We start from the raw sequence: 24,108 nt of genomic DNA on the forward strand, positions 1-24,108 counted from the left end.
TGTCGAAACCTGTTCACGGGGACCTAGCTTGCAGCCCACCCTTGGCAACCAATGTAGTCAGTTTGGCCAAGCCCGCAACTCGGGATCGCGGGGAAATCACCGGCACGTGAGGGCCAGACGCTAAAACCCCACCTGATATGCGCCCCACAACAGGATGAAACCGCTGACCACGCACAGCAACCCCATCAGCCGCCGCGCCTGTTCGGGCAGCGCGCGCAACGCTTCAAGCATCCGTTCAATAAGCGAAGGGGCCAGCGCATAGGCCAGCCCCTCGACAATCAGCACCAGCCCGAAGGCCAGAAGGATCATACCCATTATTCAGAGGCCGCAGCCGGTGCCCGCCGTCCGGTCGGCGAGGCGAGATAGTTGAAGAACTCGGAATCCGGGCTCAGGATCAACGAACTGTTGCTGCCCTGCAGGGCATTTTCATAAGCCGTCAGTGAGCGGTAAAATTCAAAGAACTCCGGGTCCGCGCCATAGGCTTCGGCAAAGATCGCGTTGCGCTCGGCGTCGGCCTCACCGCGAATGATCTCAGCCTCGCGGTTGGCGTCCGAGACCAGTTCGACCACGGTACGATCCGCCTGCGCACGCACACGCTGCGCCGCTTCGTTACCACGGGCGCGTTCGTCGGTCGCCTCACGTTCCCGTTCGGCTTTCATCCGGTCAAATGTCGCCTCAAGGTTGGCCTGCGGCAGATCGGTCGCCTTCAGGCGCACGTCGATCACGTTAACGCCCAGCGCGCGGGCTTCGGCAATCGCGCTGTTCCGAATACGCAGCATCAGCGCGGCACGGTCGGAACTCAGGATGTCACGGGACGAGACCGAACCCAGAACCTCACGGGTTTCGGCGCGCAGGATGCGGTCCAGACGATCTTCGGCGACCGGAATGCCACCGACACCAACGGCCTGACGGAACTGTTCGAGATCGGAAATCCGGTAACGCGCGAAGGCATCGACCACCAGACGGCGATCATCCAGAGGCGTCACTTCCAGAGGTTGTACGTCGATTGACAGAATACGGTCATCGTAACGGACGACTTCCTGAATCAGAGGGATCTTGAACGCGAGACCGGGCTCTTCCTTGACCGCGACAACGCGACCAAACTGCAGAACCAAGGCCCGTTCACGCTCATCCACGATGAAAATCGACGAAAGGACGCCAACAATCGCGATGAAGACGACGGGCAGAATAAATGTCGCTTTACGCATCAGTTGCTCTCCTGTCCGGAATTACGGCGCAGCTCGTTCAGTGGCAGGTAGGGCACGACGCCTTGTCCTGACCCGGTCGAGTTCTCGTCCAGAATGATCTTGTCCACGTCACCCAGAACCTGCTCCATCCGTTCCAGATAGAGACGTTTGCGGGTCACATCGGGTGCTTTGGAATATTCCTCGAGAACCGCGCTGAAACGGCTGGCCTCACCCTGCGCACCGTTGATCTGCTGGGCGCGATAGGCTTCTGCCTCTTCCAGAACCTGCGCGGCTTCACCACGCGCTTCGGCCAGAACCCGGTTCGCGTAAGCGTCAGCAACGTTCTGCAAACGGTCACGTTCCTGCGCGGCGGCCTGAACGTCGCGGAACGCGGCAATCACGTCCTGCGGCGGGTCGGCTTTGTCAAAGTTCACACGGACGATGTTCACGCCCGAGTCGTAGCTGTCCATTGTCGACTGGATCAGTTCCTGCAGGCGGTCTGCAATCACACCACGATCCCGGTTCAGGATCGGGGCCAGTTCACTTTGCGCAATAATCTCGCGCATCGCCGATTCAGACACAGCCCGGATCGTCTGACGTGGGTCGCGCAGGTTGAACAAGTATTTGGCCGGGTCATTGATGTTCCAGACGACCTGATAATCGATATCGACCACATTCTCGTCGCCAGTCAGCATCAGACCGTCATCACTGCCACGGGCACCGCCCATGTCTTCGTTCTGTTCGCGCGTCACGGGGATGACCTCGGCCGTCACAAACGGCCAGGGCGCAAAGTTCAGACCCGGATTTCCGACAGCCGAGAACTCGCCCAGAAACAGCTCAACTGACTGTTCTTCGGGTTTGACCGTATAAAAGCTTGCCAGGCCCCAAAGACCCGCGGCGACCAACAAACCAATCGCAACGGTCCCCTTGGTAAACGCCGGACCACCGCCGCCGCCCGAGCCGTTGGTTCCACGGCCACCGCCGCCACGACCGCCCATAAGGACGCGCAGCTGCTCTTGACCCTTTTTCATCAGCTCGTCGATCTCGGGGATCTGCGGGCCGTCGCCTTCGGGGGGCTTGCGCCCGTCCCCGTTGTTACCCCGATTTCCTCCGCCACCGGATGAGCCTCCGCCCCCCCAGGGGCCGCCGCTGTTGCCCGCCATATGTGTGTTTTCCCTTGTGTTGGACCGTGTGATCACGGCTTCCCTTGTAACGTGTGTGCGCGCGGTTGCAAATCAAGCCGTGCGTACAGGTTGCCGCATTGTCACCAGTTCTTCAGCCATCACCGGATGAACCGCAACCGTGCGGTCGAAATCTTCCTTGGTGGCACCCATTTTGACGGCAATCCCGGCCAGCTGAATCATCTCACCCGCGCCCGGCGCCACGATGTGACAGCCCAGCACCTTGCGGGTCGCTTGGCTGACGATCAGCTTCATCAGCACCCGCTGCGTGCCACCTGCAAAGGCCTTCTGCATCGGCTTGAACGAGGTGGCATACACCTCGATGGGTTCCTGCGCCGCCGCCTCTTCTTCGCTGAGGCCCACGGTGCCCATTTCAGGCTGGGTGAAAATCGCGGTCGGGATCAGCTCGTGATCCACAGGCGTCGGGTTGCCTTTGAACACGGTCTCGACAAAGGCCATGCCTTCGCGGATCGCCACCGGGGTCAGATTCACCCGGTCCGTCACATCTCCGATCGCATAGATCGAGGGCACGCCGGTCTGGCTGTATTCATCCACGATGATTTCGCCCTTTCGGCCGCGTTCAACGCCCAAAACCTCAAGCCCCAGATCATCCGCATTCGGCGCGCGGCCGGTGGCATACATCACCACATCAAACGATTGCTCAGACCCATTGGTGGCCTTCACGCGAATCTTGTCGCCATCCTTGGCCATCTCGAGCACATTGGTGCCCAGATGCAGATCGATACCGTTCTGGCACATCTCTTCACTGATCAGCCCGCGCGCTTCATCGTCGAAGCCGCGCAGAATCTGTGCCCCGCGATAGAACTGAGTCGTCTTCACGCCCAGCCCGTTCATGATCCCGGCGAATTCGCAGGCGATATAGCCGCCACCCACGATCAGAATGCTTTCGGGCAGCTTCTCAAGATGGAAAATCTCGTTCGAGGTAATGGCCAGTTCAGACCCCGGAAACTCGGGCACGACAGGGCGACCACCGGTGGCGATCAGAATATGCTTGGCCGTCTTGCGCGTACCGTCGGCCAGCTCGACCGTATGCGGATCAACCACACGGGCCCGCTGATCAAAGCTCTCGACACCGTTGTTCTTGAGGATATTGCGATAGATGCCTTCCAACCGGTCCAGCTCAGCAACCAGCTTGCCGTGGAAGGTGTTCCAGTCAAATGCACCCGGCTGAATGTCCCAACCATATTCCTGCGCATCCCCGACCATGCCCGAGAACTCACTGGCGAAAACCATCAATTTCTTGGGCACACAGCCCCGGATCACGCAGGTCCCGCCATAGCGATCCTCTTCCGCCAGCGCCACCTTGGCCCCATTCTCACCCGCCGCCACACGTGCCGCGCGAACCCCGCCCGAGCCGCCTCCGATGACGAACAGATCATAGTCAAAGCTCATAGGTGCGTTCCTTTTATTCCGCGTGACCAAAATTCACTGGATATCTGGGCGCAAATTTCCAACTGCCAACCCCCCGGCAGCCGAAATTGCGATTTTTCTTCCGCCGCTTACCAAACCACCCGCCCAGCGCTTAGTCCGCCAGATCGGAAAACAGGTTATCCCCGCTCTCGCCCAGCAAATCGGTCTCAACTGTGCCCGCGTTAAGGTCGCGCAGCTCGACCCGGCCATCGCCATAGCCAACGATGACCTTGTCGCAGATATCGATGAACAACCCGTTTTCGACAACACCTGGGATCTGGTTCAGCACCAGTGCCAGTTGCCGTGCGTTACCGATACGTTTCAGATGCAGGTCCAGAATATGGTTGCCCTCATCCGTGACCTTCGGGGCCTCACCATTCATGCGCAACGTGACCGAGGTGCCCAGCACGTCCATCGTGTCCAGTGCTTCCTCGATCAGGGTGCGCGTGGTCTGCCAGCCAAAAGGGATCACCTCGACCGGCAAGGGGAACGCGCCCAGCGTCTCGACCTCTTTGCCCGCATCGGCGATCACCACCATCTGATCGCTGGCCGTGGCCACGATCTTTTCCTGCAGCAACGCCGCACCTCCGCCCTTGATCAGATTGAACTCATCATCAAACTCATCCGCGCCATCAACGGTCAGGTCCAGCCATCCGGCCTGATCCAGCGAGACGACCTCGATCCCGACCTCGCGCGCCAGCTGCGCCGTGGCGGTCGAGGTCGGCACGCCCTTGATCTTCAGCCCTTCGTCGCGCACGCGTTCACCCAGACGCTTGACCAGCCACGCGGCGGTCGATCCGGTGCCCAGACCCACGCGCATCCCGTCCTCGACCAGATCGGCGGCGCGGTAGGCCGCAACATATTTGGCTTTGTCGATCGGCGACAAATCTTTGCTCATGACAACATCCCCCAAGCATTCTGCCCGCCTTATACGGAATGCCCCCAACGACTGCGAGAGGCAAATCGCCCCGCACCTGTGCTAACATGCCGCTGGAATACGCCTTTCCGATAGGAAACGTCGCAATCAGGGTGACGTACCGCCGCTGCAGCACATAGATAGAGGTCATGGAGACGCCCTACCGCCTGCATTACGCCCCCGACAACGCCTCGCTGGTGATCCGGCTGGTGTTGGAAGAGATGGGCCTGCCCTATGACACCGTTCTGGTCGACCGCGCCCGGAACGAACAGGACAGTGCGGCCTATCGGGCGCTGAACCCCAACGGGCTGATCCCGGTGCTGGAAACCGCACAGGGCCCGATCTTTGAAACCGCCGCGATCCTGCTGTGGCTGGGCGATACCCACGGGCAGATGGCCCCCGGCCCCGAAAGTCCCGACCGGGCTGCGTTTCTGAAATACCTGTTCTTTGCCTCGAACACCCTGCACGCCGACCTGCGCATCCTGTTCTACGCCGAGAAATACATTGAGGCCGCACAGGCCGAAGCCTTACGCGCGGGCATCCGCCCCCGGCTGCGCCAGCACCTGCACGTGCTCGACGCGCTGGCCCATCAAGGCCCCGACTGGTTCAGCACGCAAGCCTCGGTTCTGACCTATTACGTCGCCTGCATGATGCGCTGGATGGCTCTTTATCCCGCGCAGGCCGACCGCAGCTGGTACCAACTGGCCGACACCCCATATCTGCAGAACATCCTGATGCAGTTGGAAATGCGCCCCGCAACGCGCGCCGCAATCAAAGCCGAGGGGTTGGGGGTCACCCCCTTCACCTCTCCGACCCATGCCAATCCACCAGAAGGCTCAGCTATCTGATATGTTTCTCTCTGTCTTCGAAATGTTCAAAGTGGGCATCGGCCCGTCCTCGTCCCACACCATGGGCCCCATGGTCGCCGCCGCAAGGTTCCTCGACATGATGCGGGAATCCCCGTTCGAGTTCTCGGGCCTGCGCGGATCGCTGCACGGCTCACTGGCCTTTACCGGCGTCGGCCATGCGACCGACCGGGCGACCATCCTTGGCCTCGCAGGCTTTGTCCCCGACACCTATGACAACGACAAGGCCGAGGCGGCGCTGGCGCAGATCAACGAGACCCGCACGGTTACACCCGAGGGCCTGCCGACGCTGCAGTTCGACCCCAAGGCCGACCTGATCTTTGACTTCGAACATAACCTGCCCGGCCATGCCAACGGCATGATCCTGATGGCCACCGACGCGCAGGGCGACGTGATCCTGCGGCAGGTGTTCTATTCGGTCGGAGGCGGCTTTGTCCTGACCGAGGAAGAACTGGCCGAAGGCAAGGACACCAATGATGGCCCGCCCGTGCCCTACCCGTTCGAATCCGCCGTGCAGATGCTGCAGATGGCCAAGGACAGCGGCAAGACCATCGCCCAGATGAAGCGCGCCAACGAGATCGCGCGCGGCTGCCCCGAAAGCTTTGCCAAAGGCTCGGCCCGGCTGTGGCAGGTGATGAACGACTGTATCGAGCGTGGCCTGACCACCGACGGCATCCTGCCCGGCGGCCTGCATGTGCGCCGCCGCGCCAAAGGCATCCATGACGCGCTGGTGGCTGAACGCGGCATGAACCTGAACGCCCCGCACACGATCAACGACTGGATGAGCGTCTACGCCATGGCCGTGAACGAGGAAAACGCCGCCGGGGGACAGGTCGTCACCGCCCCCACCAACGGCGCGGCAGGCGTTCTGCCTGCGGTACTGCGCTATTACCTCGACCACGTGCCGGGGGCGTCCGAATCCCGGATCGAGGATTTCTTGCTGACCGCCGCCGCCATCGGCGGGCTGGTCAAGTATAACGCCTCGATCTCAGGCGCCGAAGCCGGCTGCCAGGCCGAGGTCGGCAGCGCTTCGGCCATGGCCGCCGCCGGGTTGTGCGCGGTGATGGGCGGTACGCCCGAGCAGGTGGAAAACGCCGCCGAGATCGCGCTGGAACACCATCTGGGAATGACCTGCGACCCGGTTGCCGGTCTGGTGCAGGTTCCCTGCATCGAACGCAACGGTCTGGGCGCGATCAAAGCAGTCTCGGCCGCCTCGCTGGCGCTACGTGGCGACGGCCACCACTTCGTCCCGCTGGACGCGGTGATCGAGACCATGCGCCAGACCGGCCATGACATGCACGAGAAATACAAGGAAACCTCGCTGGGCGGGCTGGCCGTGAACGTGCCCAACTGCTGAGTTTGCCCTTCCCCCCGGGCACCGCTTGACCTAGCGTGCCCGCCATGACCCAGGATCGCCCCGTATTCGGCATCGTTCTGATGCTTGGCTTTTGCGTGCTTGCCCCGCTGGGCGACGCCATGGCCAAAGTGCTGGGCGAGACCACCCCCATCGCCCTGCTGGTATGGGTGCGCTTCGCGGTGCAGGTGCTCATTCTAGCTCCGCTCATCGCCGCAACGGGCCGCCCGTGGCGGATGCGCGGGCGCATCCTGCGGCTAACGGTGATCCGCACCCTTCTACATATTGCTGGCATCTCGGCCATGTTCAGCGCGCTTCTGTTCCTGCCGCTGGCCGACGCCGTGGCCATCGCCTTTGTCATGCCCTTCATCATGCTGCTGCTGGGCCGCTTCGTGCTGGGCGAACAGGTCGGCCCCCGCCGCCTGATCGCCTGTATCATCGGCTTCATCGGCACCCTGCTGGTGATCCAGCCCAGCTTTGCCCAGGTCGGAGCTCCCGCCCTGCTGCCCCTGATCGTCGCCGTGGTCTTCGCCCTGTTCATGCTCGTCACCCGCCAGATCGCCAAAGAGGTCGACCCCATCGCGCTGCAGGCCGTGTCCGGAGGGATGGCAACGGTGATCCTGCTGCCGGTCCTGCTGCTGGGAACGCGCGCGGGTGTCGATCAACTGTCGTTCATCACCCCCAACGTCGAAACGCTCTGGCTGCTGATGGCGATCGGAGTTCTGGGCACGGTCGCCCATCTGCTGATGACGTGGTCGCTGCGCTATGCGCCCTCGGCGACGCTGGCCCCAATGCAATATCTGGAAATTCCCGTCGCCACGCTGATCGGCTGGCTGATCTTCCGCGACCTGCCCAACGGGCTGGCCGCCATCGGCATCCTGATCACCATCGCCGCCGGGCTTTACGTCATCCTGCACGAGCGGGCCAATGCCCGCACCGGCCCGACAGAAACGCCTGCATGACGTGATCCAGTGCCCCACGCGGCACCATCACCAGCAGGCCCGGACCGTCCACCTCAAGCGTCACCTCTCCGATCGCCCGGTTCGAGGTCCCGACCCGCCCGTCCGGCTCAAGCACCAGATCGTCAATCGGCCATTCCAGCCCCCGACTGCGCCCCGTTATGCGCTGAAATGGAAACAATGACACGGTGGCCCCCGCGGTCAGATTCAGCGTGATCCGGGGCGGAGACAGAAACACAACCTCATGCGCGCCCAGCAGCAGGCAGGCGCGATCTGGCCAACGCACAAGGCTATTGAACGCCGCCAACTGATGATCCACCCGCGCGCCCAAGAACCCCGCAGCCAGCACCAAAGGGGCCTGAACATGGCGCAGCGCCTTGTCGAAATCCGTGCTGTCCTGTTCCCGGATCGGAAACAACCGATCCTCGGGAATCTGCGCCCGATGGGCTGCCGTCAGCGAGTCGAAATCTCCGATCACCGCATCCGGAACACGCCCCGAATCAATCAGCGCCGCCGCACCGCCATCCGCCGCGACGGCAGAATCGACCCGCTCCAGCACCAGATTCACGTCGCCGGGGCCGATTTCCCCACCGCCAAACAGCCCGATTGCCCCCTCGGCCCGAACAATTGCCGCATTTTTCGCAAGATTGACCATATTTCCCGGTTTTGGACATAATGAGACCACAAAATGATAGACTCATAGCTACAGTTTGAAGTCGATTGCCCAAAGCTGTGTTGGGCAATGTGACTTGGTAGTTTGTAGAGGACGTGCGTCTGATGGTACAGAACAACAAGGTATTAACCGTTTCCTACGGGACCTTCTCGTGCACTTTGGAAGGCTTCGACGATTCATTTGAAACGATGAAAGCCATCGCCGAATACTTCCGCGATCTTGCGGCGGATGACCGCTATTTCGGATCGGAACCCCCTCAGCCCGACGCCGAAATGCTGACCCGCATCGCCCAGCGCGATGCCGCCCGTCAGGTCGAAGCCAGCCAGAACGACAGCGGCCTGCTGCTGCGCGCAACCCAGGCCCCCGCCGCAGCACCGACCCCCGCTGCCGTCGCACCCGCCCCGGCCCCCGATCCGGTTCAGCCCGCCGCCAGCGTCACGCCCCCGGCCGCACCCGCAGCCGAGCCCGCACCGGCGGCCGACAGCATCGCGGCCAAGCTGCAGCGTATCCGCGCCGTGGTCTCGCATTCCCATGATACCCCCCCGGCCTATGCCGAGGATGAAGATACCAGCTATCTTCAGCCCGCCGAGCCGCAGGTCGACGCGATCTCTGCCGCTTTCGAGGCCGGCGCACTCAGCCCTGCCGATCTGGACGAACCGGCCCCCCTGCCGGAACAGGCCGAAGACAGCGCCGCCCCCGCCGAGGAACCGGTTGAAGACATCGAACAGGATGAGGTCAATCTGACCGAACTGACTTCGACCCTCGCCGCGGACGAGGACGCCTACGAGGACGAAGTCACCGAAGACGACATCGACCTGACCGCTCTGGTCCCCACACCCGAGGTCGAGGAAGAAGAGACCGCGCAGCAGGACGATGCGCCCGCTGATGTTGCCGAGAATGACGTGACAGACAGTGACGTCCTGTTCTCGGATCTCGACGACGCGTCTGACGCGGAAGAGACCCCCGAGGATGAGGCCAACATCCTGAGCGCTGAGACCGACGCGGAAGAAGCCCCTTCTGAGGCGCTGGCCGATATCGCCCGTGACGTTATCTCGGCCGAGGACGAGGCGCTGCTGCTGGATGAAATCGCACTGGTCGAATCCGAACTGGTCGCCGCCACCCCGACTGAGCCGACACCGATGTCAGGCCTGGATCAGGACGTCTCGCGCCTGATGGACACTGCTGGCGAGCGGCTGGACGATCCAACCACCACCGATCAGCGCGAAACCTATTCGCACCTGCGCACCGCCGTTGCTGCGACCGAGGCCGAACGCACCGACCAAGACGGCAAGGCCACCGGCCCCGAGGATGACTATCGCGGCGATCTGGCCTCGGTCGTCAGCCCCCGCCGCCCCGAGGTTCAGGTCACTAGCGCCCGTCCGACGGCCCCTGCCGCCGCGCCGCTGAAACTGGTGGCCGAACAGCGTGTCGACGCCTCGGACGACGACGCCGACGCCGCCCCGGTGACCCCGCGCCGCGTGACCACGGTCGAAGAAGGTGCTGCCGATGAAGAAGGCGGCTTTGCCACCTTTGCGCAGGAACAGGGTGCCCAGTCGCTGCCCGACCTGCTCGAGGCCGCGGCCTCGTACCTGTCCTTCATCGAAGGCCAGGAACAGTTCTCGCGGCCCCAGCTGATGAATAAGGTCCGTTCGCTCAAGCAAGAGGCGTTCAATCGCGAAGAAAGCCTGCGGTCGTTCGGCCAGTTGCTGCGCGACGGTAAGATCGAAAAGGCTGGCGGCGGGCGTTTTGCCGCCTCGACCCAGATCGGGTTCCGCCCCGATGACGACGAACGCGCCGCGGGCTGAGCCCCGGCCACACAGAAATACCCCCCTCGAAACGCGACAGGGCCAGAGGCAACTCTGGCCCTGTCCTTGTGCAAGCGCTGCGCGCGGCAGAGTGAATCAAGGAAGATATATTATTATCAGCTGTTTACCTGCACGGCAGCCAGTCGAACGGATCAAAAGTTGAATGCCAGCGCCACATAAGGACCGGTCAGGATCAGGTCGATCACCTCGCGCCCCTCCTGAAATTCGACGTCCAGATGCCGGTATCCGCCTGCGACGCTGATACCGTGCTTCCACTTCCAGCTCGCCTGCGCCAGCGCCTCCCACTGGAACTCGGACCCGTAGCCAAAGCCGCCGACATTGCCCAGCGCGGTAACACTCCACCGGTCGTTCAGAACCCGACTATAGCGCGCGCCGATCAAAGGGTCGGTCCAGCTTTGATCGGTGCTGAAAGTCCGATCCAGTACTGTGGTCGAGACATCCAGATCCCAGTGTCGCAGCCCGCCCATCGCCTCCAACCGCGACTGATCATCTTCGTAAACCGCATAGCTGACCCCGATCGAGGTCATGGTCCCATCCATGTCCCAACTGGCAGCGTCGTCAAACGGCCCGACCGTGACATCATCGCCCAGATCAAGATAGTTGAACTCGCCTCCGATCGCCCAGGGCCCGTTCCGGGCCTCACCAGCGATCAGGAAAGCACCATCCAGAATATCGAAGATCGACGTGTCCCCGTTCACCGGCGGGTTCGGCCCTACATCAAGCGATGTCCTGAATTCCGGCCCCCAGAAATAGGGCGCAACCGTATAGCTCCAGTCATCTGCCTGCGCGGCTTGCGCAAAACAACCTGCAACAACGACTGCCAATATCCGATTCATGATGCCTTGCCTGCCTCTGCCTGCTACACGTCTGAGTTGCGGGCACAGTGCCACTCTGATGGTGTCGGGACAACCGAGGTGATTAATTCTGATCCTGATCTGGGTCTTCCTTGCCAACCCCGCGGAACACGAACTTGAACGGCAGCACCCAAAGGATGCCCAGCACGATATAGACCAACAGCTCGATCAGTATCGGAGGGCGGTCGAACAGGCTGATCACCCGCACCGCAACCATGATATACAGCGGCAGCCCGACCACCAGAATGACCAGCGACCAGCGTCGCCGCGCCTTATAGCTAAGGCCGGGCTTGTTGTCCCCGCCCATCAGTCGGCAAACGGGTCGGTGACCAGAATGGTATCCTCCCGCTCCGGGCTGGTGGACAGCAGAGCAACGGGGCAGTCGATCAGTTCCTCGACCCGGCGCACATACTTGATCGCGTTGGCGGGCAGATCGGCCCAGCTGCGCGCGCCCTCGGTGGATTCACTCCACCCCGGCATCTCTTCATAGATCGGCGTACAGCGCGCCTGCTGATCGGCGGCGGTGGGCAGATAGTCCAGACGGGTGCCGTCCAATTCATACCCCACACAGATTTTCAGCGTCTCGAACCCATCCAGCACGTCCAGCTTGGTCAGCGAAATGCCGTTCACACCGCTGGTCGCGCAGGTCTGACGCACCAGACAAGCATCGAACCAGCCGCACCGACGCTTGCGACCGGTGGTGGTGCCAAACTCATGCCCACGTTCACCCAGTCGCTGGCCATCTGCGTCATCCAACTCGGTCGGGAACGGTCCTTCACCCACACGGGTGGTATAGGCCTTTACGATCCCCAGCACAAAATCAATCGAGCCGGGCCCGATGCCAACCCCGGTCGAGGCCTGCCCCGCGATGACATTGGACGAGGTGACGAAAGGATAGGTCCCGAAATCAATATCAAGCAAAGCACCCTGCGCGCCTTCGAACAAGATACGCTTACCGGCCTTGCGCTTTTCGTTCAGCACCTTCCAGACCGGCGCGGCAAAGGGCAGAATTTCAGGCGCAATCTCTTTCAGCTGCGCGATCAGCCCATCCCGGTCGATCGGTTCCAGCCCCAGCCCGCTGCGCAGCGCATTGTGATGAACCAAAGCCCGATCCACCCGCAATGCCAGCGTCGCATCATCGGCCAGGTCTGCCACCCGGATCACCCGGCGCCCCACCTTGTCCTCATAACACGGCCCGATCCCACGGCCCGTGGTGCCAATCTTGGCCACCGAGTTCTGGCTCTCGCGCGCCCGGTCCAACTCACCATGAAACGGCAGGATCAAGGGAGTGTTCTCAGCAATAATCAGCGTCTCGGGGTTGATATCGACCCCCTGCGCCCGGATGGTCCCGATCTCCTTGATCAGATGCCACGGGTCCAGAACAACGCCGTTACCAATGACACTCAGCTTACCGCCGCGCACCACACCCGAAGGCAGCGCGTGCAGCTTGTAAACCTCACCATCAATGACCAGTGTATGCCCGGCATTATGCCCGCCCTGAAAACGCGCAATCACATCCGCCCGCTCGCTGAGCCAGTCGACGATCTTGCCTTTTCCCTCGTCACCCCACTGGGCGCCGACAACAACCACGTTGGCCATATCCGGTCCTTTTTGCGCTGAGTCTTCAAACCCGGCTCGTATAGCGGCGCGACCGCGGCAGGGAAACCGATAATTCGCCGCAGATCAAAACCGCGCGTGCCGCGCGGTGCCTCCGGCGGGGATATTTTTAGCCAGATGAAGATCCGGATCCCCTGCTTCATCTGGCCAGAAATATCCCGGGGGAGTCGCCCAAAGGGCGGCGGGGGCAGAGCCCCTTCTAACTTTGCGACAAGCGCACAGGTTTGCCGTGGGGAGTGGTCAGATACGCCTCTTCCCAGGCATTCCGCAGCGCCGCGATGTCGTCAGGGGCGGCATCGCCCTGCTCGGTCAGAAGTGACTCGAGCGTTTCAAGCCAAGCGCGAAAGTAGTCGTCACCGCCATCCAGCTCTTTATTCAACCCATTGCGTTTCAGCGTCTGCGAAAAGCGCGCCGCCCAGTCGGGCCAGTCAAAACGGCCCGCTTCGTTCAGCGCCACGGTGACGGCAAAGACCTGCGCGTGCCAGGGTTCAGCAAAGACAGGCTCGGGCGCGGAATGGGTGATACACTCGCTCATGCCGGTTCCAGATAGGATTGCCACAGGTCCAGCACGACCTCATCGCGCGGATGTTCCGGATCGGCCCAAAGCTCGGACGCGGGGAATACCACCGCGTAAAGCGGTTCGGGCGCTTCGCCCAGCCCGTGCGCGTTAGAATCGGGCAGGACATGGGTGCCGTGCAGGCGCAGGATGCGGCCCGTTGCGCCGGCGGCATAGATCGGCAGGCGGGTATGGCCGCCCTCGACCAGCTGATTGGCCGTGGGGCGCACGGTGCGGACGGCTTGCCCGGCCTCGAACTGCACGGCGACATTCGACGGACGATCGGCGGGACCACCTTTGGCCAGCGCGGTCGCCACATTTTCGGCCCGGAGCTTGCGCGAGGCCAGCGGGTGGTCCGCGTCCGCGGTTTCTCCGCGCAGGTCATCCAATGTCAGCACGCCCTGCTGCACCAGCAGGTCGGCCAGCCCGGCCATCCACTTTTCGTAATAGGAAAACCGGGCGTAGTCCTTCGGCGACAGGCATTCGCGCGCGTGGCGCGACACGTCGATATTCCACTGCCCCAGAAAGCCCGAGGCCAGCGTCACCGCCAGCGCTCGCGCGTGCCAATCCTCGGCAAAGATCGGGGCATCTTCGGCTTCGGGATTGATCGGACCATCGCCAAACCGTCCGCCCATGTCATGCACGCGGGTCATGAGGGCACCTTTGCCAGACCGGTGCCGATCATGCTGTCACGGCTGACAATGGCTGCCAGCTCGTCCTCACTCATCCCCTCGGTCCCTTCCGGGCGCATCGGCAGCACGAGATAGCGCATCTCGGCGGTCGAATCCCAGACACGGACCGAAGTCTCCTCAGGAAGCGTCACGCCGAATTCCGCCAGCACCTTGCGCGGCTCGCGTACCGCGCGGGCGCGATACGCATCGGATTTGTACCAACCCGGAGGAATACCGAGCAGCGGCCATGGGTAGCAACTGCACAAAGTACAGACGACCATATTGTGCTGTTCCGGCGTGTTCTCGACCACCACCATATGTTCGCCCTGACGCCCGAAATAACCCAGATCGGCAACAACCGGTGTGGCATCCTCAAGCAAGGCCGCCTTGAACGCAGGATCGCTCCACGCCTTGGCAACAACGCGCGCGCCGTTCTGCGGGCCGATCTTGTTCTGATAAGTGTCGATAATCTCATCCAGCGCCGCCGGATCGATCAGCCCCTTGCGGGTCAGAATCGTCTCGAGCGCTTTGACGCGCAGCGCAGGTTCAGGAGGCAAAAGGGCGTGCGGGTGGTCGTGATCGTCATGTGGCATGAGACGCAGCCTGCGTTACAGATCAACGCCCTGTCCAGTCCCTTTGCCGTGATGTGCAACATCAGCATCCGTGATGCCAACTCGTCCCTTGCCCCCGGAACCAAACTTGCATAAGTACCACGCGATACACGCCACGCTGTACGGGACACCCATGGAAAACGTCGTTCTCATCATCCATCTTCTTCTGGCCCTTGGCCTGATCGCCGTCGTTCTGATGCAGCGGTCCGAAGGTGGCGGCCTTGGCATGGGCGGCGGCGGTGGCGGCGCTATGACAGGCCGTGCCGCAGCAACCGCGTTGGGCAAGGTCACATGGATTCTGGCCGGGTGTTTCATCGTCACCTCGATCACGCTGACCATCCTGGCGGCCCAGAAATCTTCGGGCAGCTCGGTCATCGACCGTCTGGGCGTCCCCGCCCCGGCCGCGACCGAGGAAAGCGCACCCGCGGTTCCGACGGCGGATGACCTGCTTCCGCCGGCGCAGGGCGACAATGCACCGCTGATCCCGCAAGCGGACTGAGCCACAAAACCTAGAATTACGGAGGAGAACTGCAACAGCATCTTGCGGTTCTCTTGCGCTTTGGGCGCGAATCCTTTATACGTGAAGTCCCGTGATGCTGCGGTTTTTTCAAGCCGTCGGGCAGCAGATAATGACCTCTCACGGGAGCAGCCGAAAATCATGGCGCGTTTTATATTCATCACTGGTGGTGTGGTTTCGTCCTTGGGCAAAGGACTGGCTTCGGCGGCCTTGGGCGCGTTGTTGCAGGCCCGGGGATACTCGGTGCGGCTGCGCAAGCTGGACCCCTATCTGAACGTCGATCCCGGCACCATGTCGCCCTTTGAACATGGCGAAGTGTTCGTGACCGATGACGGCGCCGAGACCGATCTGGACCTCGGTCACTACGAACGCTTCACCGGTGTGGCGGCGCGTAAGACCGACTCGGTCAGTTCCGGCCGGATTTATTCGAATGTGCTCGAGAAGGAACGCCGCGGCGATTACCTCGGCAAGACCATTCAGGTGATCCCCCACGTCACCAACGAGATCAAGGATTTCATCGCCATCGGCGAGGATGAGGTCGATTTCATGCTCTGTGAGATCGGCGGCACCGTGGGCGACATCGAAGGCCTGCCCTTTTTCGAAGCCATCCGTCAGTTCAGCCAAGACAAGCCGCGCGGCCAGTGCCTGTTCATGCACCTGACCCTGTTGCCCTACATCAAGGCATCAGGCGAGCTGAAAACCAAACCGACCCAGCACTCGGTCAAGGAGTTGCGCTCCATCGGTCTGGCCCCCGACATTCTGGTCTGCCGCTCCGAAGGCCCGATCCCGAAGAAAGAACGTGAGAAGCTCGCCCTGTTCTGCAACGTCCGCCCCGACAGCGTGATCGCGGCGCAGGATTTGTCCACCATCTACGACGCCCCTCTGGCCTATCACAAGGAAGGTCTGGATCAAGCGGTTCTGGACGCGTTCCAGATCAGCCCCGCGCCCAAGCCCGATCTGGCGAAATGGGAAGACGTCAGCGACCGCATCCACAACGCCGAAGGCGAGGTGAAGGTCGCCATCGTCGGCAAATACACTCAGTTGGAAGACGCCTATAAATCGATTGCCGAGGCCCTGACCCATGGCGGCATGGCCAACCGCGTCCGCGTCAAGATCGAATGGGTCGACGCCGAGGTGTTCGACACCGAAGACGCCGCCCCTTATCTGGAAGGCTTCCACGCCATCCTGGTCCCCGGCGGGTTTGGCGAACGTGGCACTGAGGGCAAGATCAAAGCCGCCCAGTATGCGCGCGAACATAAAGTGCCCTATCTTGGCATCTGCCTTGGCATGCAGATGGCCGTGATCGAAGCTGCGCGGAATGCGGCTGGCATAACCGAGGCGGGTTCGGAAGAATTCGACCACGAAGCCGGGAAAAAGCGTTTTGAACCCGTGGTTTACCACCTCAAGGAATGGGTGCAGGGCAACCACAAGGTCGAACGCAAGGTCGGTGACGACAAAGGCGGCACCATGCGTCTGGGCGCGTACGACGCGGTTCTGGCCGATGGCTCGAAAGTGGCTGAGGTCTATGGCGGCACCGCGATCGAGGAACGCCACCGTCACCGGTACGAGGTCGATATCAAGTACCGCGACAAGCTGGAAAAGGCAGGCCTGAACTTCTCGGGCATGTCACCCGATGGCCGCCTGCCGGAAATCGTCGAATGGTCCGACCACCCGTGGTTCATCGGCGTTCAGTACCACCCGGAACTGAAATCCAAACCCTTCGACCCGCACCCCCTGTTCCGCGATTTCGTGCGCGCCGCAAAGGACACCTCGCGGCTGGTCTGATCACGGACCAATAACACTATTGTACCCCTCGGTGCGAAACACCTTTACGCGCCGAGGGTTCGCACGGTTAACTGCCGCCATAGCAGCGACAGGAGACCGGTCATGACCGACCAGATGACTCACGCGAAACAGTTTGCCGCCCTGCACAAGAAGGGCGATCCGGTCATCCTCTATAACATCTGGGACGCCGGCAGCGCCGCCGCCGTGCGCGACGCGGGGGCCAAAGCCATTGCCACCGGCAGCGCGCCGGTCGCCATGGCGCAGGGCTTTGCCGACGGACAGAACTTTCCCTTTGACGCCGCCCTGGAAAACGCCCGCCGCATCGTGAACGCCGTCGATATCCCGGTCACGATGGACCTTGAAGGGGCCTATGCCGAGGATACATTCGGCATCTCGACCAATGTGACACGCGCGCTGGATACCGGCGTCATCGGCTTTAACTTCGAAGATCAGATCGTTGGCACCAAACAGCTTTATGACATCGAAACCCAGTCCGCCCGCGTTGCCGCCATGCGCGAAAGCTGCGACGCCGCCGGTATTCCGGCCTTCATCAACGCCCGCACCGATATCTTCCTCAAGGCGCACCCCGACACCCATGACGACGCGATGCTCGACGACGCCATGGCCCGCGCACAGGCCTATGCCGAAGCCGGGGCCAGCGGCTTCTTCGCCCCCGGCCTCAAGGACGAGGCGATGATCCAGCGCCTGTGCGAGGCCACCGACCTGCCCGTCAACATCATCGCCCTGCCCGGCACCCCCGACACCGCCACGCTGGCCGGGCTTGGCGTCGCGCGCATCAGCTATGGCCCGGTCCCCTACAGGCAGATGACCGCCTGGCTGCAGGATCAGGCCCGCGCGGCGCTGCAATCGGGCGGCTGATCCACTTTTAGGGGATTGCATTCCCCGACGTTCCTCCGCACCTTGCGCCTGACACCGCAAGAGGACACCCGATGCCCAAAGGATACTGGGTCGCTCAGGCCGATGGGGCCGACATCGAGACCGAGACGCCCGACATCGCCACCAAGGCGCTGCGCGATCCGGTCTCGACCGGCGATCTTGTGATCAATCGGGATCACGAGGGCCAGCGCCGCTTGGCGCGCCTCGATTTAGGGAATATCCTGACCGTATGTTAAAGAAATTCCTTCAGGCCTTCCGCCCGCCGGAACATGACAAACTGCCCGACCCGGATGCCGAACTGGCGCTGGGGGCGCTGATGGTGCGCGTGGCGCAGGCGGACCGGGATTACAAGCTGGAAGAGATCAGCCTGATCGACCGTATCCTCGCCCGCCTCTATCAGCACAACGCGATCGAGGCCGCTAAACTGCGCGCCACCTGCGAAAAACTGCACGCCGCAGCGCCCGAGACCGACACGTTCGGCAAGCTGATCCGCGAAACCACCGACCTGCAGGAACGTCTGGCCGCGCTGGATGCCCTGTGGGAGGTCGTTCTGGCCGACGGCAACTCGGACGAGGGCGAGATCAAGATCGTCGAAGAGGCCCGCGTTGCCATGGGCCTCAGCTTCAACGACAGCAAGGCCGCGCGTGAACGCGTGCAAAGCCGGTTGGAAGCGACCTAACCAACAACTATATGGTTCAGAATGTTCAGTGATTTCCTGTCCCGGCTGACACAGCCCCAGCCCGATCCGCTTGTCGAAGACGACGCCCGTCTGGCCCTGACCGCCCTTCTGGTGCGCATCGCGCGATCCGACAACGATTATGCCGATGCCGAAATGGCCCGGATCGACCGTATCTCGGCCGAACGCTATGGCCTCTCGCCGTTCGAATCCGCCGCCCTGCGCGCCCGCGCCGAAGACCTCGAGGCCGAGGCCCCCGACACCGTCCGCTTCACCCGCGCCATCAAAGAGGCTGTCGCCTATGACGACCGTCTGGCCGTGGTGCAGGCCATGTGGTCGGTCGCCCTGGCCGACGGCCACCGCACCGGCGAAGAGGATTCGCTGCTGCGTCTGGTGGTCAGCCTGCTGGGCGTCAGCGACGTCGATTCGGCACTGGCACGGCAGAAGGCGGCGAAGGCCTGATCTCGCCCGGAGTTATGCGTCGCAAGCGAGCGAAGGTGGACTATTGAGGCCTTCGCGCCGTATCGGACTTGATCTGGCGGCCTTCGATTAGGAGGTATTTGCTCGGGGTTCGTCTGACGAACTCCTCTTCTATCCAGCGAAGAACACGTCGTTGCCCGCCAAAGGGCACCATGTCTACAGCTTCTTCAAAACTTACCCAACGATATTCGCTGTGCTCATGATTGAGCGTTACTGTCGCCGACTCGTCGATGAACGCAACAAATACCGGCGCTATCGTGACCGCGTCGCGAGCTGGTTCATAAAACTGCTCGTAAGTATCCGCCGAATATAGAGCATTGGGTTGTAATCCAGTCTCTTCAAAAAGCTCGCGCAGCGCTGTCTGCCAAGCCTTTTCACCTTCTTCGATGCCCCCCGCGACTTGGCACCACTCGCCGACTAAGGACTGCGTCCGCTTGAGAAGAAGGACTTCGTGCTGGATTTCAGTTTTTCGAACAGCGACGAGCGATGCAAGGAACGACCTAATTGGAATTTCCGTCACTGGCTGACCCTCGCAACTGATGATGTGCCCTTTTTGTAGGCGATTGAAGGCATATGGCAAAGCGTCCCCTACGCCCGCCTTGCCAACCCCAAGCAATAACCCTCCCCAATCACCCCCACACGCGCAATTCCCAACACACCCCACACAGCAAACTGACGATATTGATCAAAGCCACTGGTCAATTTGGCGAAATCAATCCCCGAATTTGTCATTTGCGCATTGCATTGGCTCGTTTTTTCGGCCCTAGTACCGGACCAACAGCACTCACAATATCTGGACCGCCCGTGACAGAAACCGCACCCGTTATCGAGATCAAGAACCTGCACAAAAGCTTCGGAACTCTCGAGGTGCTCAAGGGGGTGGATATCACAGCCCATCGCGGCGACGTCGTATCGCTGATCGGCTCATCGGGGTCCGGAAAATCCACATTGCTGCGCTGCTGCAACCTGCTGGAAGACAGCCAGCAGGGCGAGATTCTGTTCAAGGGCGAACCGGTCAGCTGGGCCGGCAAGAATCACAGCCGCCGCCCCGCCGATCCCAAGCAGGTGCTGCGCATCCGCACCAACCTGTCGATGGTCTTCCAGCAGTTCAACCTGTGGGCCCACATGACCATCCTGCAAAACGTGATGGAGGCCCCGGTGACCGTTCTGGGCCGCGACCGGGCCGAGGTCGAGGACAGCGCGCGCAAGTATCTGGACAAGGTCGGCATCGGCGACAAATGCGACGTCTACCCGGCGCAGTTGTCGGGCGGCCAGCAGCAACGCGCCGCCATCGCGCGCGGGCTTTGCATGGAGCCCGAGGCGCTGCTGTTTGACGAACCCACCTCGGCGCTGGACCCCGAACTGGAACAGGAAGTGATCCGCGTGATCAAGGATCTGGCCGCCGAAGGCCGGACTATGATCATCGTGACCCACGACATGAAAATGGCAGCCGATATCTCCAGCCACGTGGTGTTCCTGCATCAGGGCCGGATCGAGGAAGAGGGCACGCCCGAAGACATCTTCACCGCCCCCGAATCCGAACGGCTTCGGGGCTTTCTTTCCGCCACTCAGGCGGCATAACTTCAGGACAGAACCAACATATAAAGGGGAGTAACTCATGAAAAATCTGATTCTGACCACCGCAGCACTGGCCCTGACCGCCGGTGTGGCCATGGCCCAAACCGTGCGCATGGGCACCGAGGGCGCCTACCCTCCGTACAACTTCATCAACGACGCCGGCGAGATCGACGGGTTCGAGCGTGAAGTCGGCGACGAGCTGTGCAAACGCGCCAATCTGGACTGCGAATGGGTCAAGAACGACTGGGATTCGATCATTCCGAACCTCGTCTCGGGCAACTACGACACCATCATCGCAGGCATGTCGATCACCGACGAACGGGATGAGGTCATCGACTTCACCCAGAACTACTATCCGCCGACCGCTTCGGCCTATGTTGCCGCCGCTGAAGGCACGGACGTGAAGGGCGGCATCGTCGCTGCACAGACCGCCACCATCCAGGCCGGTCACGTCGCTGAATCGGGCGCAACTCTGGTCGAGTTCGCAACCCCCGAGGAAACCATCGCCGCGGTACGCAACGGCGAGGCGGATGCCGTTCTGGCCGACTATGACTTCCTGGTCCCGATCGTCGAGGAATCCGGCGGCGAGCTGGTCTTTGTCGGCGATCTGGTTCCGCTGGGCGGCGGCATCGGCATGGGCCTGCGCGAAAGCGACGGTGAGCTGCGCGGCAAGTTCGACGAGGCAATCACCTCGATGAAAGCAGACGGTTCGCTGAACGAGATGCTGGTCAAATGGTTCGGCGAAGGCATCGCGACCTACAACGCTGACGGCTCGGTTGTAACCAACTAAGCCCTCCGTACAATGGTCCGGCGCGTCAGCGCGCCGGACATGCCCGGACCTGAGACCGGGCCAGACGTTCGAAAGACGCCTAATGTTCTCGTATTGCGCTGATCCCGACACGCTGGGCACGTTCCGCTGGTTCTCGTGCTATCTGACCAATGGCGTCCACTGGTCGTTCTACCTGTCTTTCTTCAAGGTGCTGGCCCTGCTGGCCGTCACCGCGCCCGTCGCGCTCAGCTTCGGCTTTGCCGGGGCCATGGCGGCGCGGTCGCATTTCCCACCGCTCAGCTGGTTGGGCAAGGCCTATATCGCCATCGTGCGCGGCGTTCCCGATATAGCGTTTTTCCTGTTCTTCGTGATCGCACTGGATCAGGGGTTCGAATGGCTGCGCCACAAGGTCCTGTGCCCGGAATGGACCGACCCGATCCGGCAGGGCAATGATTTCATCGTCTGTCAGGCGGCCAAGCTGCCTCTGGGCACGGCCCCGGAATGGGTGCATGAAACCTATGGTTTCGCGCTGGCCGTGATCACCTTTTCCATCGTCTTCGGCGCCTTCGCCGCCAACGTCCTGTTCGGCGGGATGCGCGCCGTGCCCCACGCCCAACTGGAAACCGCCGAGGCCTATGGCATGACCCGCCGCCAGACCTTCTGGCGCATCCTCGTGCCCCAGATGTGGGTCTATGCCCTGCCCGGCCTGTCCAACCTGTGGATGGTGCTGATCAAGGCCACGCCGCTGCTGTTCCTGCTGGGCATCGAAGACATCGTCTATTGGGCCCGCGAACTGGGCGGCACCAAGACATCCCGCTTTACCGACTATCCCCATGGCGACTGGCGCATGTGGTACTTCCTCGCCCTGCTGATCTTCTACCTCGGCATGACCCGCGTGTCCGAGCTTGGGCTTGAGAAACTGATGCGCCGCCTGTCCCACGGTCAGGCCACATCCGGCGGAGAGCTGCTGCGCAAGGAGACCACCGCATGAGCTGCCTCCAGACCATTCAGGATTACGGCCTGCGGTCCATCGGCTATGGCGAGCGTCTGCTGCCCAAGACCGACTTCACCCTGTGCGAGCATTTCACCCTGATCGGCTCGGGCATGATCTGGAACGTCTATTTCGGCCTCATGGCGCTGGTGACCGGGTTCTTCATGGCCACGGCGCTGGCGGTCGGCAAAGCCTCGCCCAACAAATGGCTGCGCAAACCGTCCGAATGGTTCATCTTCCTGTTCCGCGGCTCGCCCCTGTTCATCCAGTTCTTCTTTGCCTACTTCCTGTTCCTGTCGCTGAAGAAGACCTATCCGATGTTCGACGCGTTGACCTCGGCCTGGCTGGGCGCGCTGATCGTGCTGTTCCTCAACACCGCCGCCTATTCGGGCGAGATCTTCTATGGTGCCCTGCGCTCGATCCCCAAGGGCGATATCGAGGCGGCGGACGCCTATGGCATGTCCGGCTGGGCGCGGTTCCGCCGCATCATCTGGCCCACCATGCTGCGGCTGGCCTGGCCCGCCTATACGAACGAGGCGATCTTTCTGTTCCAGGCCACCACGCTGGTCTTTTTCTCGGCCTTCCCGGCATGGCAGCAGCGCGGCGATGCGCTGTATTACGCCAGCTATTTCGCGGACAAGACGTTCAACCCGTTCGTCCCCTACCCGATTCTGGCCTTCTATTTCATCCTGCTGACGCTGGTGATTGTCTGGGGCTTTGGCATGGTCAACAAACGCCTGAACCGCCACCTGCCCGCCGCGCGGAAGGCCAAGATGCGATTCCGTCTGAATCTGGCGCGCTAAGCCCACTCTACCGGGTTGAGCCGGAACAGTTTTGAAAGCTGTTCATAGACCTCGGGCACTTCGTGTTTCAGCGCTTTCGGGCGCTCAAAAAACACCTCGACCGAGACGGCAAAGAACTCTTCATGGCCGGTGGCGCCATAAGGGTCGATCACCGTGTGCCGCCCGCTTTCAACGGCGCGGACATGGGCATCATAGGCGGTCAGAAACACCTGTTCCCATTCGGCAAAGCTCTGCCCTTCGCTCAGGATCGGCACGCCATTGGTGCCGCCTGACAGATCGTCGATCTGATGCGCAAACTCATGCAGCACCACATTCTGCCCGTCGCGATCATCCAGTGCGCCCTGCTGGCTATGCGCCCAAGACAGGATGACCGGCCCGCGATCCCAGCTTTCGCCGGTGCGCACGATCTCTTTTTCGGTGACGACAAAGCCCGAGTGCCGCTGTTGCTTCGATTTGAACGCGTTGGGATAGATCAGAACCGTGGTCAGATTATCGTACCAAAGGTCGCTGTTGATCACCAACAGACAGGCCTGCGCGGCTATCGACAACTCCATCTCTTCGCTCACCTCCAACCCGTCGCAGCCGTAAAAGCTCACCTGATCCAGAAACAGGTTCACCTTGCCATCCAACCGCGCGCGCAGGTCCGGCGGCAGCCGCCGGATGATGGGCACCTGACGCTCGATAACGGCGCGCTGATGGTCACTCAGTGGCGTCGCCAACAGCGCGGCCCGGGCCTGCCGCCCCGACCAGAAGTGATAGGTCAGAGCGCCCGCGACGAGTAAGACAATGGTAAGAAAGATGAACATGGTCAGACCCTACACGGATCGCGCGGGCGGGCACAATCGGCGTGGATCGGGGTGGTACAAACCGGACAACCCGCAGGTTGGCGCGCGTACAAACCCAACATTTC

The 24,108-nt window shown here is 61.9% G+C and carries 28 protein-coding genes; 14 read left to right on the top strand and 14 right to left on the bottom strand.

The features are described from left to right. Window positions 1-120: 120 nt before the first annotated feature. The 5 genes from ACR0J1_RS03370 to rpiA all read right to left on the bottom strand — a co-directional run bounded on the left by ACR0J1_RS03370 (window position 121) and on the right by rpiA (window position 4,697). Window positions 121-315: a DUF2065 domain-containing protein gene (locus ACR0J1_RS03370; protein ID WP_480529449.1), complete on the bottom strand. Its 195-nt coding sequence runs from the start codon at window positions 313-315 to the stop codon at window positions 121-123. Next, window positions 315-1,208 carry a protease modulator HflC gene (gene hflC, locus ACR0J1_RS03375; RefSeq protein WP_480730500.1) on the bottom strand — a complete coding sequence of 298 codons (894 nt, stop codon included), beginning with the start codon at window positions 1,206-1,208 and terminating at the stop codon, window positions 315-317. Before hflC ends, ACR0J1_RS03370 begins: the two co-directional genes overlap by 1 nt. Next, a complete protein-coding gene (hflK, locus tag ACR0J1_RS03380; RefSeq protein WP_480730502.1) occupies window positions 1,208-2,350 on the bottom strand; it encodes an FtsH protease activity modulator HflK in 1,143 nt (380 codons plus the stop codon). Before hflK ends, hflC begins: the two co-directional genes overlap by 1 nt. A 72-nt stretch (window positions 2,351-2,422) precedes the next feature. Continuing rightward, complete coding sequence (gene gor / locus ACR0J1_RS03385) at window positions 2,423-3,781, bottom strand: glutathione-disulfide reductase (protein WP_480730504.1); 1,359 nt, start codon at window positions 3,779-3,781, stop codon at window positions 2,423-2,425. 130 nt (window positions 3,782-3,911) lie between these two features. Next, window positions 3,912-4,697, bottom strand: coding sequence for a ribose-5-phosphate isomerase RpiA (rpiA, locus tag ACR0J1_RS03390; protein ID WP_480730506.1), 786 nt, complete (start codon window positions 4,695-4,697; stop codon window positions 3,912-3,914). Between the two features lie 167 nt (window positions 4,698-4,864). On the opposite strand from rpiA, the gene ACR0J1_RS03395 reads away from it, so the two are divergent. Genes ACR0J1_RS03395 through ACR0J1_RS03405 form a run of 3 tightly spaced genes read left to right on the top strand, consistent with a single transcriptional unit; the run spans window position 4,865 to window position 7,897 of the window. Then, window positions 4,865-5,563: a glutathione S-transferase family protein gene (locus tag ACR0J1_RS03395; RefSeq protein WP_480730508.1), complete on the top strand. Its 699-nt coding sequence runs from the start codon at window positions 4,865-4,867 to the stop codon at window positions 5,561-5,563. 1 nt (window position 5,564) lies between these two features. Beyond that, window positions 5,565-6,938 carry an L-serine ammonia-lyase gene (locus ACR0J1_RS03400; protein WP_480730510.1) on the top strand — a complete coding sequence of 458 codons (1,374 nt, stop codon included), beginning with the start codon at window positions 5,565-5,567 and terminating at the stop codon, window positions 6,936-6,938. A gap of 44 nt (window positions 6,939-6,982) precedes the next feature. Beyond that, window positions 6,983-7,897: a DMT family transporter gene (locus ACR0J1_RS03405; RefSeq protein WP_480730512.1), complete on the top strand. Its 915-nt coding sequence runs from the start codon at window positions 6,983-6,985 to the stop codon at window positions 7,895-7,897. On the opposite strand, the gene ACR0J1_RS03410 is transcribed toward ACR0J1_RS03405, so the two are convergent. Continuing rightward, on the bottom strand, window positions 7,842-8,549 hold the full coding sequence (locus ACR0J1_RS03410; RefSeq protein WP_480730513.1) for a thiamine diphosphokinase: 708 nt from the start codon (window positions 8,547-8,549) through the stop codon (window positions 7,842-7,844). The two genes, ACR0J1_RS03405 and ACR0J1_RS03410, sit on opposite strands and share 56 nt — an antisense overlap. Window positions 8,550-8,671: 122 nt before the next feature. On the opposite strand from ACR0J1_RS03410, the gene ACR0J1_RS03415 reads away from it, so the two are divergent. Beyond that, window positions 8,672-10,372 (top strand): hypothetical protein, encoded by a 1,701-nt coding sequence (locus tag ACR0J1_RS03415; protein WP_480730515.1) that lies wholly within the window; start codon window positions 8,672-8,674, stop codon window positions 10,370-10,372. A gap of 152 nt (window positions 10,373-10,524) precedes the next feature. Here ACR0J1_RS03415 and ACR0J1_RS03420 read toward each other — a convergent pair whose 3' ends face one another. The 6 genes from ACR0J1_RS03420 to nthA form a co-directional block, all read right to left on the bottom strand. Further along, entirely contained in the window at window positions 10,525-11,229 is a 705-nt protein-coding gene (locus ACR0J1_RS03420) for a porin family protein (protein ID WP_480730517.1), read from the bottom strand. A gap of 82 nt (window positions 11,230-11,311) precedes the next feature. Beyond that, window positions 11,312-11,554, bottom strand: a complete 243-nt coding sequence (locus tag ACR0J1_RS03425) for a DUF2842 domain-containing protein (protein WP_480730519.1) — start codon at window positions 11,552-11,554, stop codon at window positions 11,312-11,314. Then, window positions 11,554-12,846, bottom strand: a complete 1,293-nt coding sequence (locus ACR0J1_RS03430) for an adenylosuccinate synthase (RefSeq protein WP_480730521.1) — start codon at window positions 12,844-12,846, stop codon at window positions 11,554-11,556. The genes ACR0J1_RS03425 and ACR0J1_RS03430 overlap by 1 nt, the downstream gene beginning before the upstream one ends. A gap of 217 nt (window positions 12,847-13,063) precedes the next feature. Further along, window positions 13,064-13,399, bottom strand: coding sequence for a nitrile hydratase accessory protein (locus tag ACR0J1_RS03435; RefSeq protein WP_480730523.1), 336 nt, complete (start codon window positions 13,397-13,399; stop codon window positions 13,064-13,066). Next, a complete protein-coding gene (gene nthB, locus ACR0J1_RS03440; protein ID WP_480730525.1) occupies window positions 13,396-14,073 on the bottom strand; it encodes a nitrile hydratase subunit beta in 678 nt (225 codons plus the stop codon). The genes ACR0J1_RS03435 and nthB overlap by 4 nt, the downstream gene beginning before the upstream one ends. Continuing rightward, window positions 14,070-14,684 (bottom strand): nitrile hydratase subunit alpha, encoded by a 615-nt coding sequence (gene nthA / locus ACR0J1_RS03445; protein WP_480730527.1) that lies wholly within the window; start codon window positions 14,682-14,684, stop codon window positions 14,070-14,072. The genes nthB and nthA overlap by 4 nt, the downstream gene beginning before the upstream one ends. 151 nt (window positions 14,685-14,835) lie before the next feature. On the opposite strand from nthA, the gene secG reads away from it, so the two are divergent. From secG to ACR0J1_RS03475, 6 genes are all read left to right on the top strand, one after another. Continuing rightward, window positions 14,836-15,201, top strand: a complete 366-nt coding sequence (gene secG, locus ACR0J1_RS03450) for a preprotein translocase subunit SecG (protein ID WP_480730529.1) — start codon at window positions 14,836-14,838, stop codon at window positions 15,199-15,201. Between the two features lie 159 nt (window positions 15,202-15,360). Further along, window positions 15,361-17,004 (top strand): CTP synthase, encoded by a 1,644-nt coding sequence (locus tag ACR0J1_RS03455; RefSeq protein ID WP_480730530.1) that lies wholly within the window; start codon window positions 15,361-15,363, stop codon window positions 17,002-17,004. Window positions 17,005-17,106: 102 nt separating this feature from the next. Continuing rightward, window positions 17,107-17,883 (top strand): isocitrate lyase/PEP mutase family protein, encoded by a 777-nt coding sequence (locus ACR0J1_RS03460; RefSeq protein WP_480730532.1) that lies wholly within the window; start codon window positions 17,107-17,109, stop codon window positions 17,881-17,883. Window positions 17,884-17,954: 71 nt separating this feature from the next. Continuing rightward, the gene (locus ACR0J1_RS03465; RefSeq protein WP_480730534.1) at window positions 17,955-18,137 is read left to right on the top strand and encodes a hypothetical protein; all 183 of its coding nucleotides are present in this window, start codon (window positions 17,955-17,957) and stop codon (window positions 18,135-18,137) included. Further along, window positions 18,131-18,580, top strand: coding sequence for a tellurite resistance TerB family protein (locus ACR0J1_RS03470; protein WP_480730536.1), 450 nt, complete (start codon window positions 18,131-18,133; stop codon window positions 18,578-18,580). Before ACR0J1_RS03465 ends, ACR0J1_RS03470 begins: the two co-directional genes overlap by 7 nt. Window positions 18,581-18,601: 21 nt before the next feature. After that, window positions 18,602-19,039, top strand: a complete 438-nt coding sequence (locus ACR0J1_RS03475) for a tellurite resistance TerB family protein (RefSeq protein WP_480730538.1) — start codon at window positions 18,602-18,604, stop codon at window positions 19,037-19,039. Between the two features lie 40 nt (window positions 19,040-19,079). On the opposite strand, the gene ACR0J1_RS03480 is transcribed toward ACR0J1_RS03475, so the two are convergent. After that, a complete protein-coding gene (locus ACR0J1_RS03480; protein WP_480730539.1) occupies window positions 19,080-19,673 on the bottom strand; it encodes an NUDIX hydrolase in 594 nt (197 codons plus the stop codon). Window positions 19,674-19,861: 188 nt separating this feature from the next. On the opposite strand from ACR0J1_RS03480, the gene ACR0J1_RS03485 reads away from it, so the two are divergent. From ACR0J1_RS03485 to ACR0J1_RS03500, 4 genes are all read left to right on the top strand, one after another. Beyond that, window positions 19,862-20,638 carry an ABC transporter ATP-binding protein gene (locus ACR0J1_RS03485; RefSeq protein ID WP_480529376.1) on the top strand — a complete coding sequence of 259 codons (777 nt, stop codon included), beginning with the start codon at window positions 19,862-19,864 and terminating at the stop codon, window positions 20,636-20,638. Window positions 20,639-20,675: 37 nt separating this feature from the next. Next, window positions 20,676-21,425, top strand: coding sequence for a transporter substrate-binding domain-containing protein (locus tag ACR0J1_RS03490; RefSeq protein WP_480730542.1), 750 nt, complete (start codon window positions 20,676-20,678; stop codon window positions 21,423-21,425). 82 nt (window positions 21,426-21,507) lie between these two features. Then, the gene (locus tag ACR0J1_RS03495) at window positions 21,508-22,395 is read left to right on the top strand and encodes an ABC transporter permease (protein WP_480730544.1); all 888 of its coding nucleotides are present in this window, start codon (window positions 21,508-21,510) and stop codon (window positions 22,393-22,395) included. After that, window positions 22,392-23,198: an ABC transporter permease gene (locus ACR0J1_RS03500; RefSeq protein ID WP_480730546.1), complete on the top strand. Its 807-nt coding sequence runs from the start codon at window positions 22,392-22,394 to the stop codon at window positions 23,196-23,198. The genes ACR0J1_RS03495 and ACR0J1_RS03500 overlap by 4 nt, the downstream gene beginning before the upstream one ends. On the opposite strand, the gene ACR0J1_RS03505 is transcribed toward ACR0J1_RS03500, so the two are convergent. Continuing rightward, window positions 23,195-24,004, bottom strand: a complete 810-nt coding sequence (locus tag ACR0J1_RS03505; RefSeq protein ID WP_480730548.1) for a M90 family metallopeptidase — start codon at window positions 24,002-24,004, stop codon at window positions 23,195-23,197. The genes ACR0J1_RS03500 and ACR0J1_RS03505 overlap by 4 nt on opposite strands. Window positions 24,005-24,108 lie beyond the last annotated feature (104 nt).

It is taken from the genome of Ruegeria sp. CJ3, assembly GCF_056536725.1.

Excerpts from the sequence above, each read along its gene's own strand:
- ACR0J1_RS03370 (WP_480529449.1), bottom strand. The coding sequence starts at position 315 with ATGGGTATGATCCTTCTGGCCTTCGGGCTGGTGCTGATTGTCGAGGGG.
- hflC (WP_480730500.1), bottom strand. The coding sequence starts at position 1,208 with ATGCGTAAAGCGACATTTATTCTGCCCGTCGTCTTCATCGCGATTGTT.
- hflK (WP_480730502.1), bottom strand. The coding sequence starts at position 2,350 with ATGGCGGGCAACAGCGGCGGCCCCTGGGGGGGCGGAGGCTCATCCGGT.
- gor (WP_480730504.1), bottom strand. The coding sequence starts at position 3,781 with ATGAGCTTTGACTATGATCTGTTCGTCATCGGAGGCGGCTCGGGCGGG.
- rpiA (WP_480730506.1), bottom strand. The coding sequence starts at position 4,697 with ATGAGCAAAGATTTGTCGCCGATCGACAAAGCCAAATATGTTGCGGCC.
- ACR0J1_RS03395 (WP_480730508.1), top strand. The coding sequence starts at position 4,865 with ATGGAGACGCCCTACCGCCTGCATTACGCCCCCGACAACGCCTCGCTG.
- ACR0J1_RS03400 (WP_480730510.1), top strand. The coding sequence starts at position 5,565 with ATGTTTCTCTCTGTCTTCGAAATGTTCAAAGTGGGCATCGGCCCGTCC.
- ACR0J1_RS03405 (WP_480730512.1), top strand. The coding sequence starts at position 6,983 with ATGACCCAGGATCGCCCCGTATTCGGCATCGTTCTGATGCTTGGCTTT.
- ACR0J1_RS03410 (WP_480730513.1), bottom strand. The coding sequence starts at position 8,549 with ATGGTCAATCTTGCGAAAAATGCGGCAATTGTTCGGGCCGAGGGGGCA.
- ACR0J1_RS03415 (WP_480730515.1), top strand. The coding sequence starts at position 8,672 with ATGGTACAGAACAACAAGGTATTAACCGTTTCCTACGGGACCTTCTCG.
- ACR0J1_RS03420 (WP_480730517.1), bottom strand. The coding sequence starts at position 11,229 with ATGAATCGGATATTGGCAGTCGTTGTTGCAGGTTGTTTTGCGCAAGCC.
- ACR0J1_RS03425 (WP_480730519.1), bottom strand. The coding sequence starts at position 11,554 with ATGGGCGGGGACAACAAGCCCGGCCTTAGCTATAAGGCGCGGCGACGC.
- ACR0J1_RS03430 (WP_480730521.1), bottom strand. The coding sequence starts at position 12,846 with ATGGCCAACGTGGTTGTTGTCGGCGCCCAGTGGGGTGACGAGGGAAAA.
- ACR0J1_RS03435 (WP_480730523.1), bottom strand. The coding sequence starts at position 13,399 with ATGAGCGAGTGTATCACCCATTCCGCGCCCGAGCCTGTCTTTGCTGAA.
- nthB (WP_480730525.1), bottom strand. The coding sequence starts at position 14,073 with ATGACCCGCGTGCATGACATGGGCGGACGGTTTGGCGATGGTCCGATC.
- nthA (WP_480730527.1), bottom strand. The coding sequence starts at position 14,684 with ATGCCACATGACGATCACGACCACCCGCACGCCCTTTTGCCTCCTGAA.
- secG (WP_480730529.1), top strand. The coding sequence starts at position 14,836 with ATGGAAAACGTCGTTCTCATCATCCATCTTCTTCTGGCCCTTGGCCTG.
- ACR0J1_RS03455 (WP_480730530.1), top strand. The coding sequence starts at position 15,361 with ATGGCGCGTTTTATATTCATCACTGGTGGTGTGGTTTCGTCCTTGGGC.
- ACR0J1_RS03460 (WP_480730532.1), top strand. The coding sequence starts at position 17,107 with ATGACCGACCAGATGACTCACGCGAAACAGTTTGCCGCCCTGCACAAG.
- ACR0J1_RS03465 (WP_480730534.1), top strand. The coding sequence starts at position 17,955 with ATGCCCAAAGGATACTGGGTCGCTCAGGCCGATGGGGCCGACATCGAG.
- ACR0J1_RS03470 (WP_480730536.1), top strand. The coding sequence starts at position 18,131 with ATGTTAAAGAAATTCCTTCAGGCCTTCCGCCCGCCGGAACATGACAAA.
- ACR0J1_RS03475 (WP_480730538.1), top strand. The coding sequence starts at position 18,602 with ATGTTCAGTGATTTCCTGTCCCGGCTGACACAGCCCCAGCCCGATCCG.
- ACR0J1_RS03490 (WP_480730542.1), top strand. The coding sequence starts at position 20,676 with ATGAAAAATCTGATTCTGACCACCGCAGCACTGGCCCTGACCGCCGGT.
- ACR0J1_RS03495 (WP_480730544.1), top strand. The coding sequence starts at position 21,508 with ATGTTCTCGTATTGCGCTGATCCCGACACGCTGGGCACGTTCCGCTGG.
- ACR0J1_RS03500 (WP_480730546.1), top strand. The coding sequence starts at position 22,392 with ATGAGCTGCCTCCAGACCATTCAGGATTACGGCCTGCGGTCCATCGGC.
- ACR0J1_RS03505 (WP_480730548.1), bottom strand. The coding sequence starts at position 24,004 with ATGTTCATCTTTCTTACCATTGTCTTACTCGTCGCGGGCGCTCTGACC.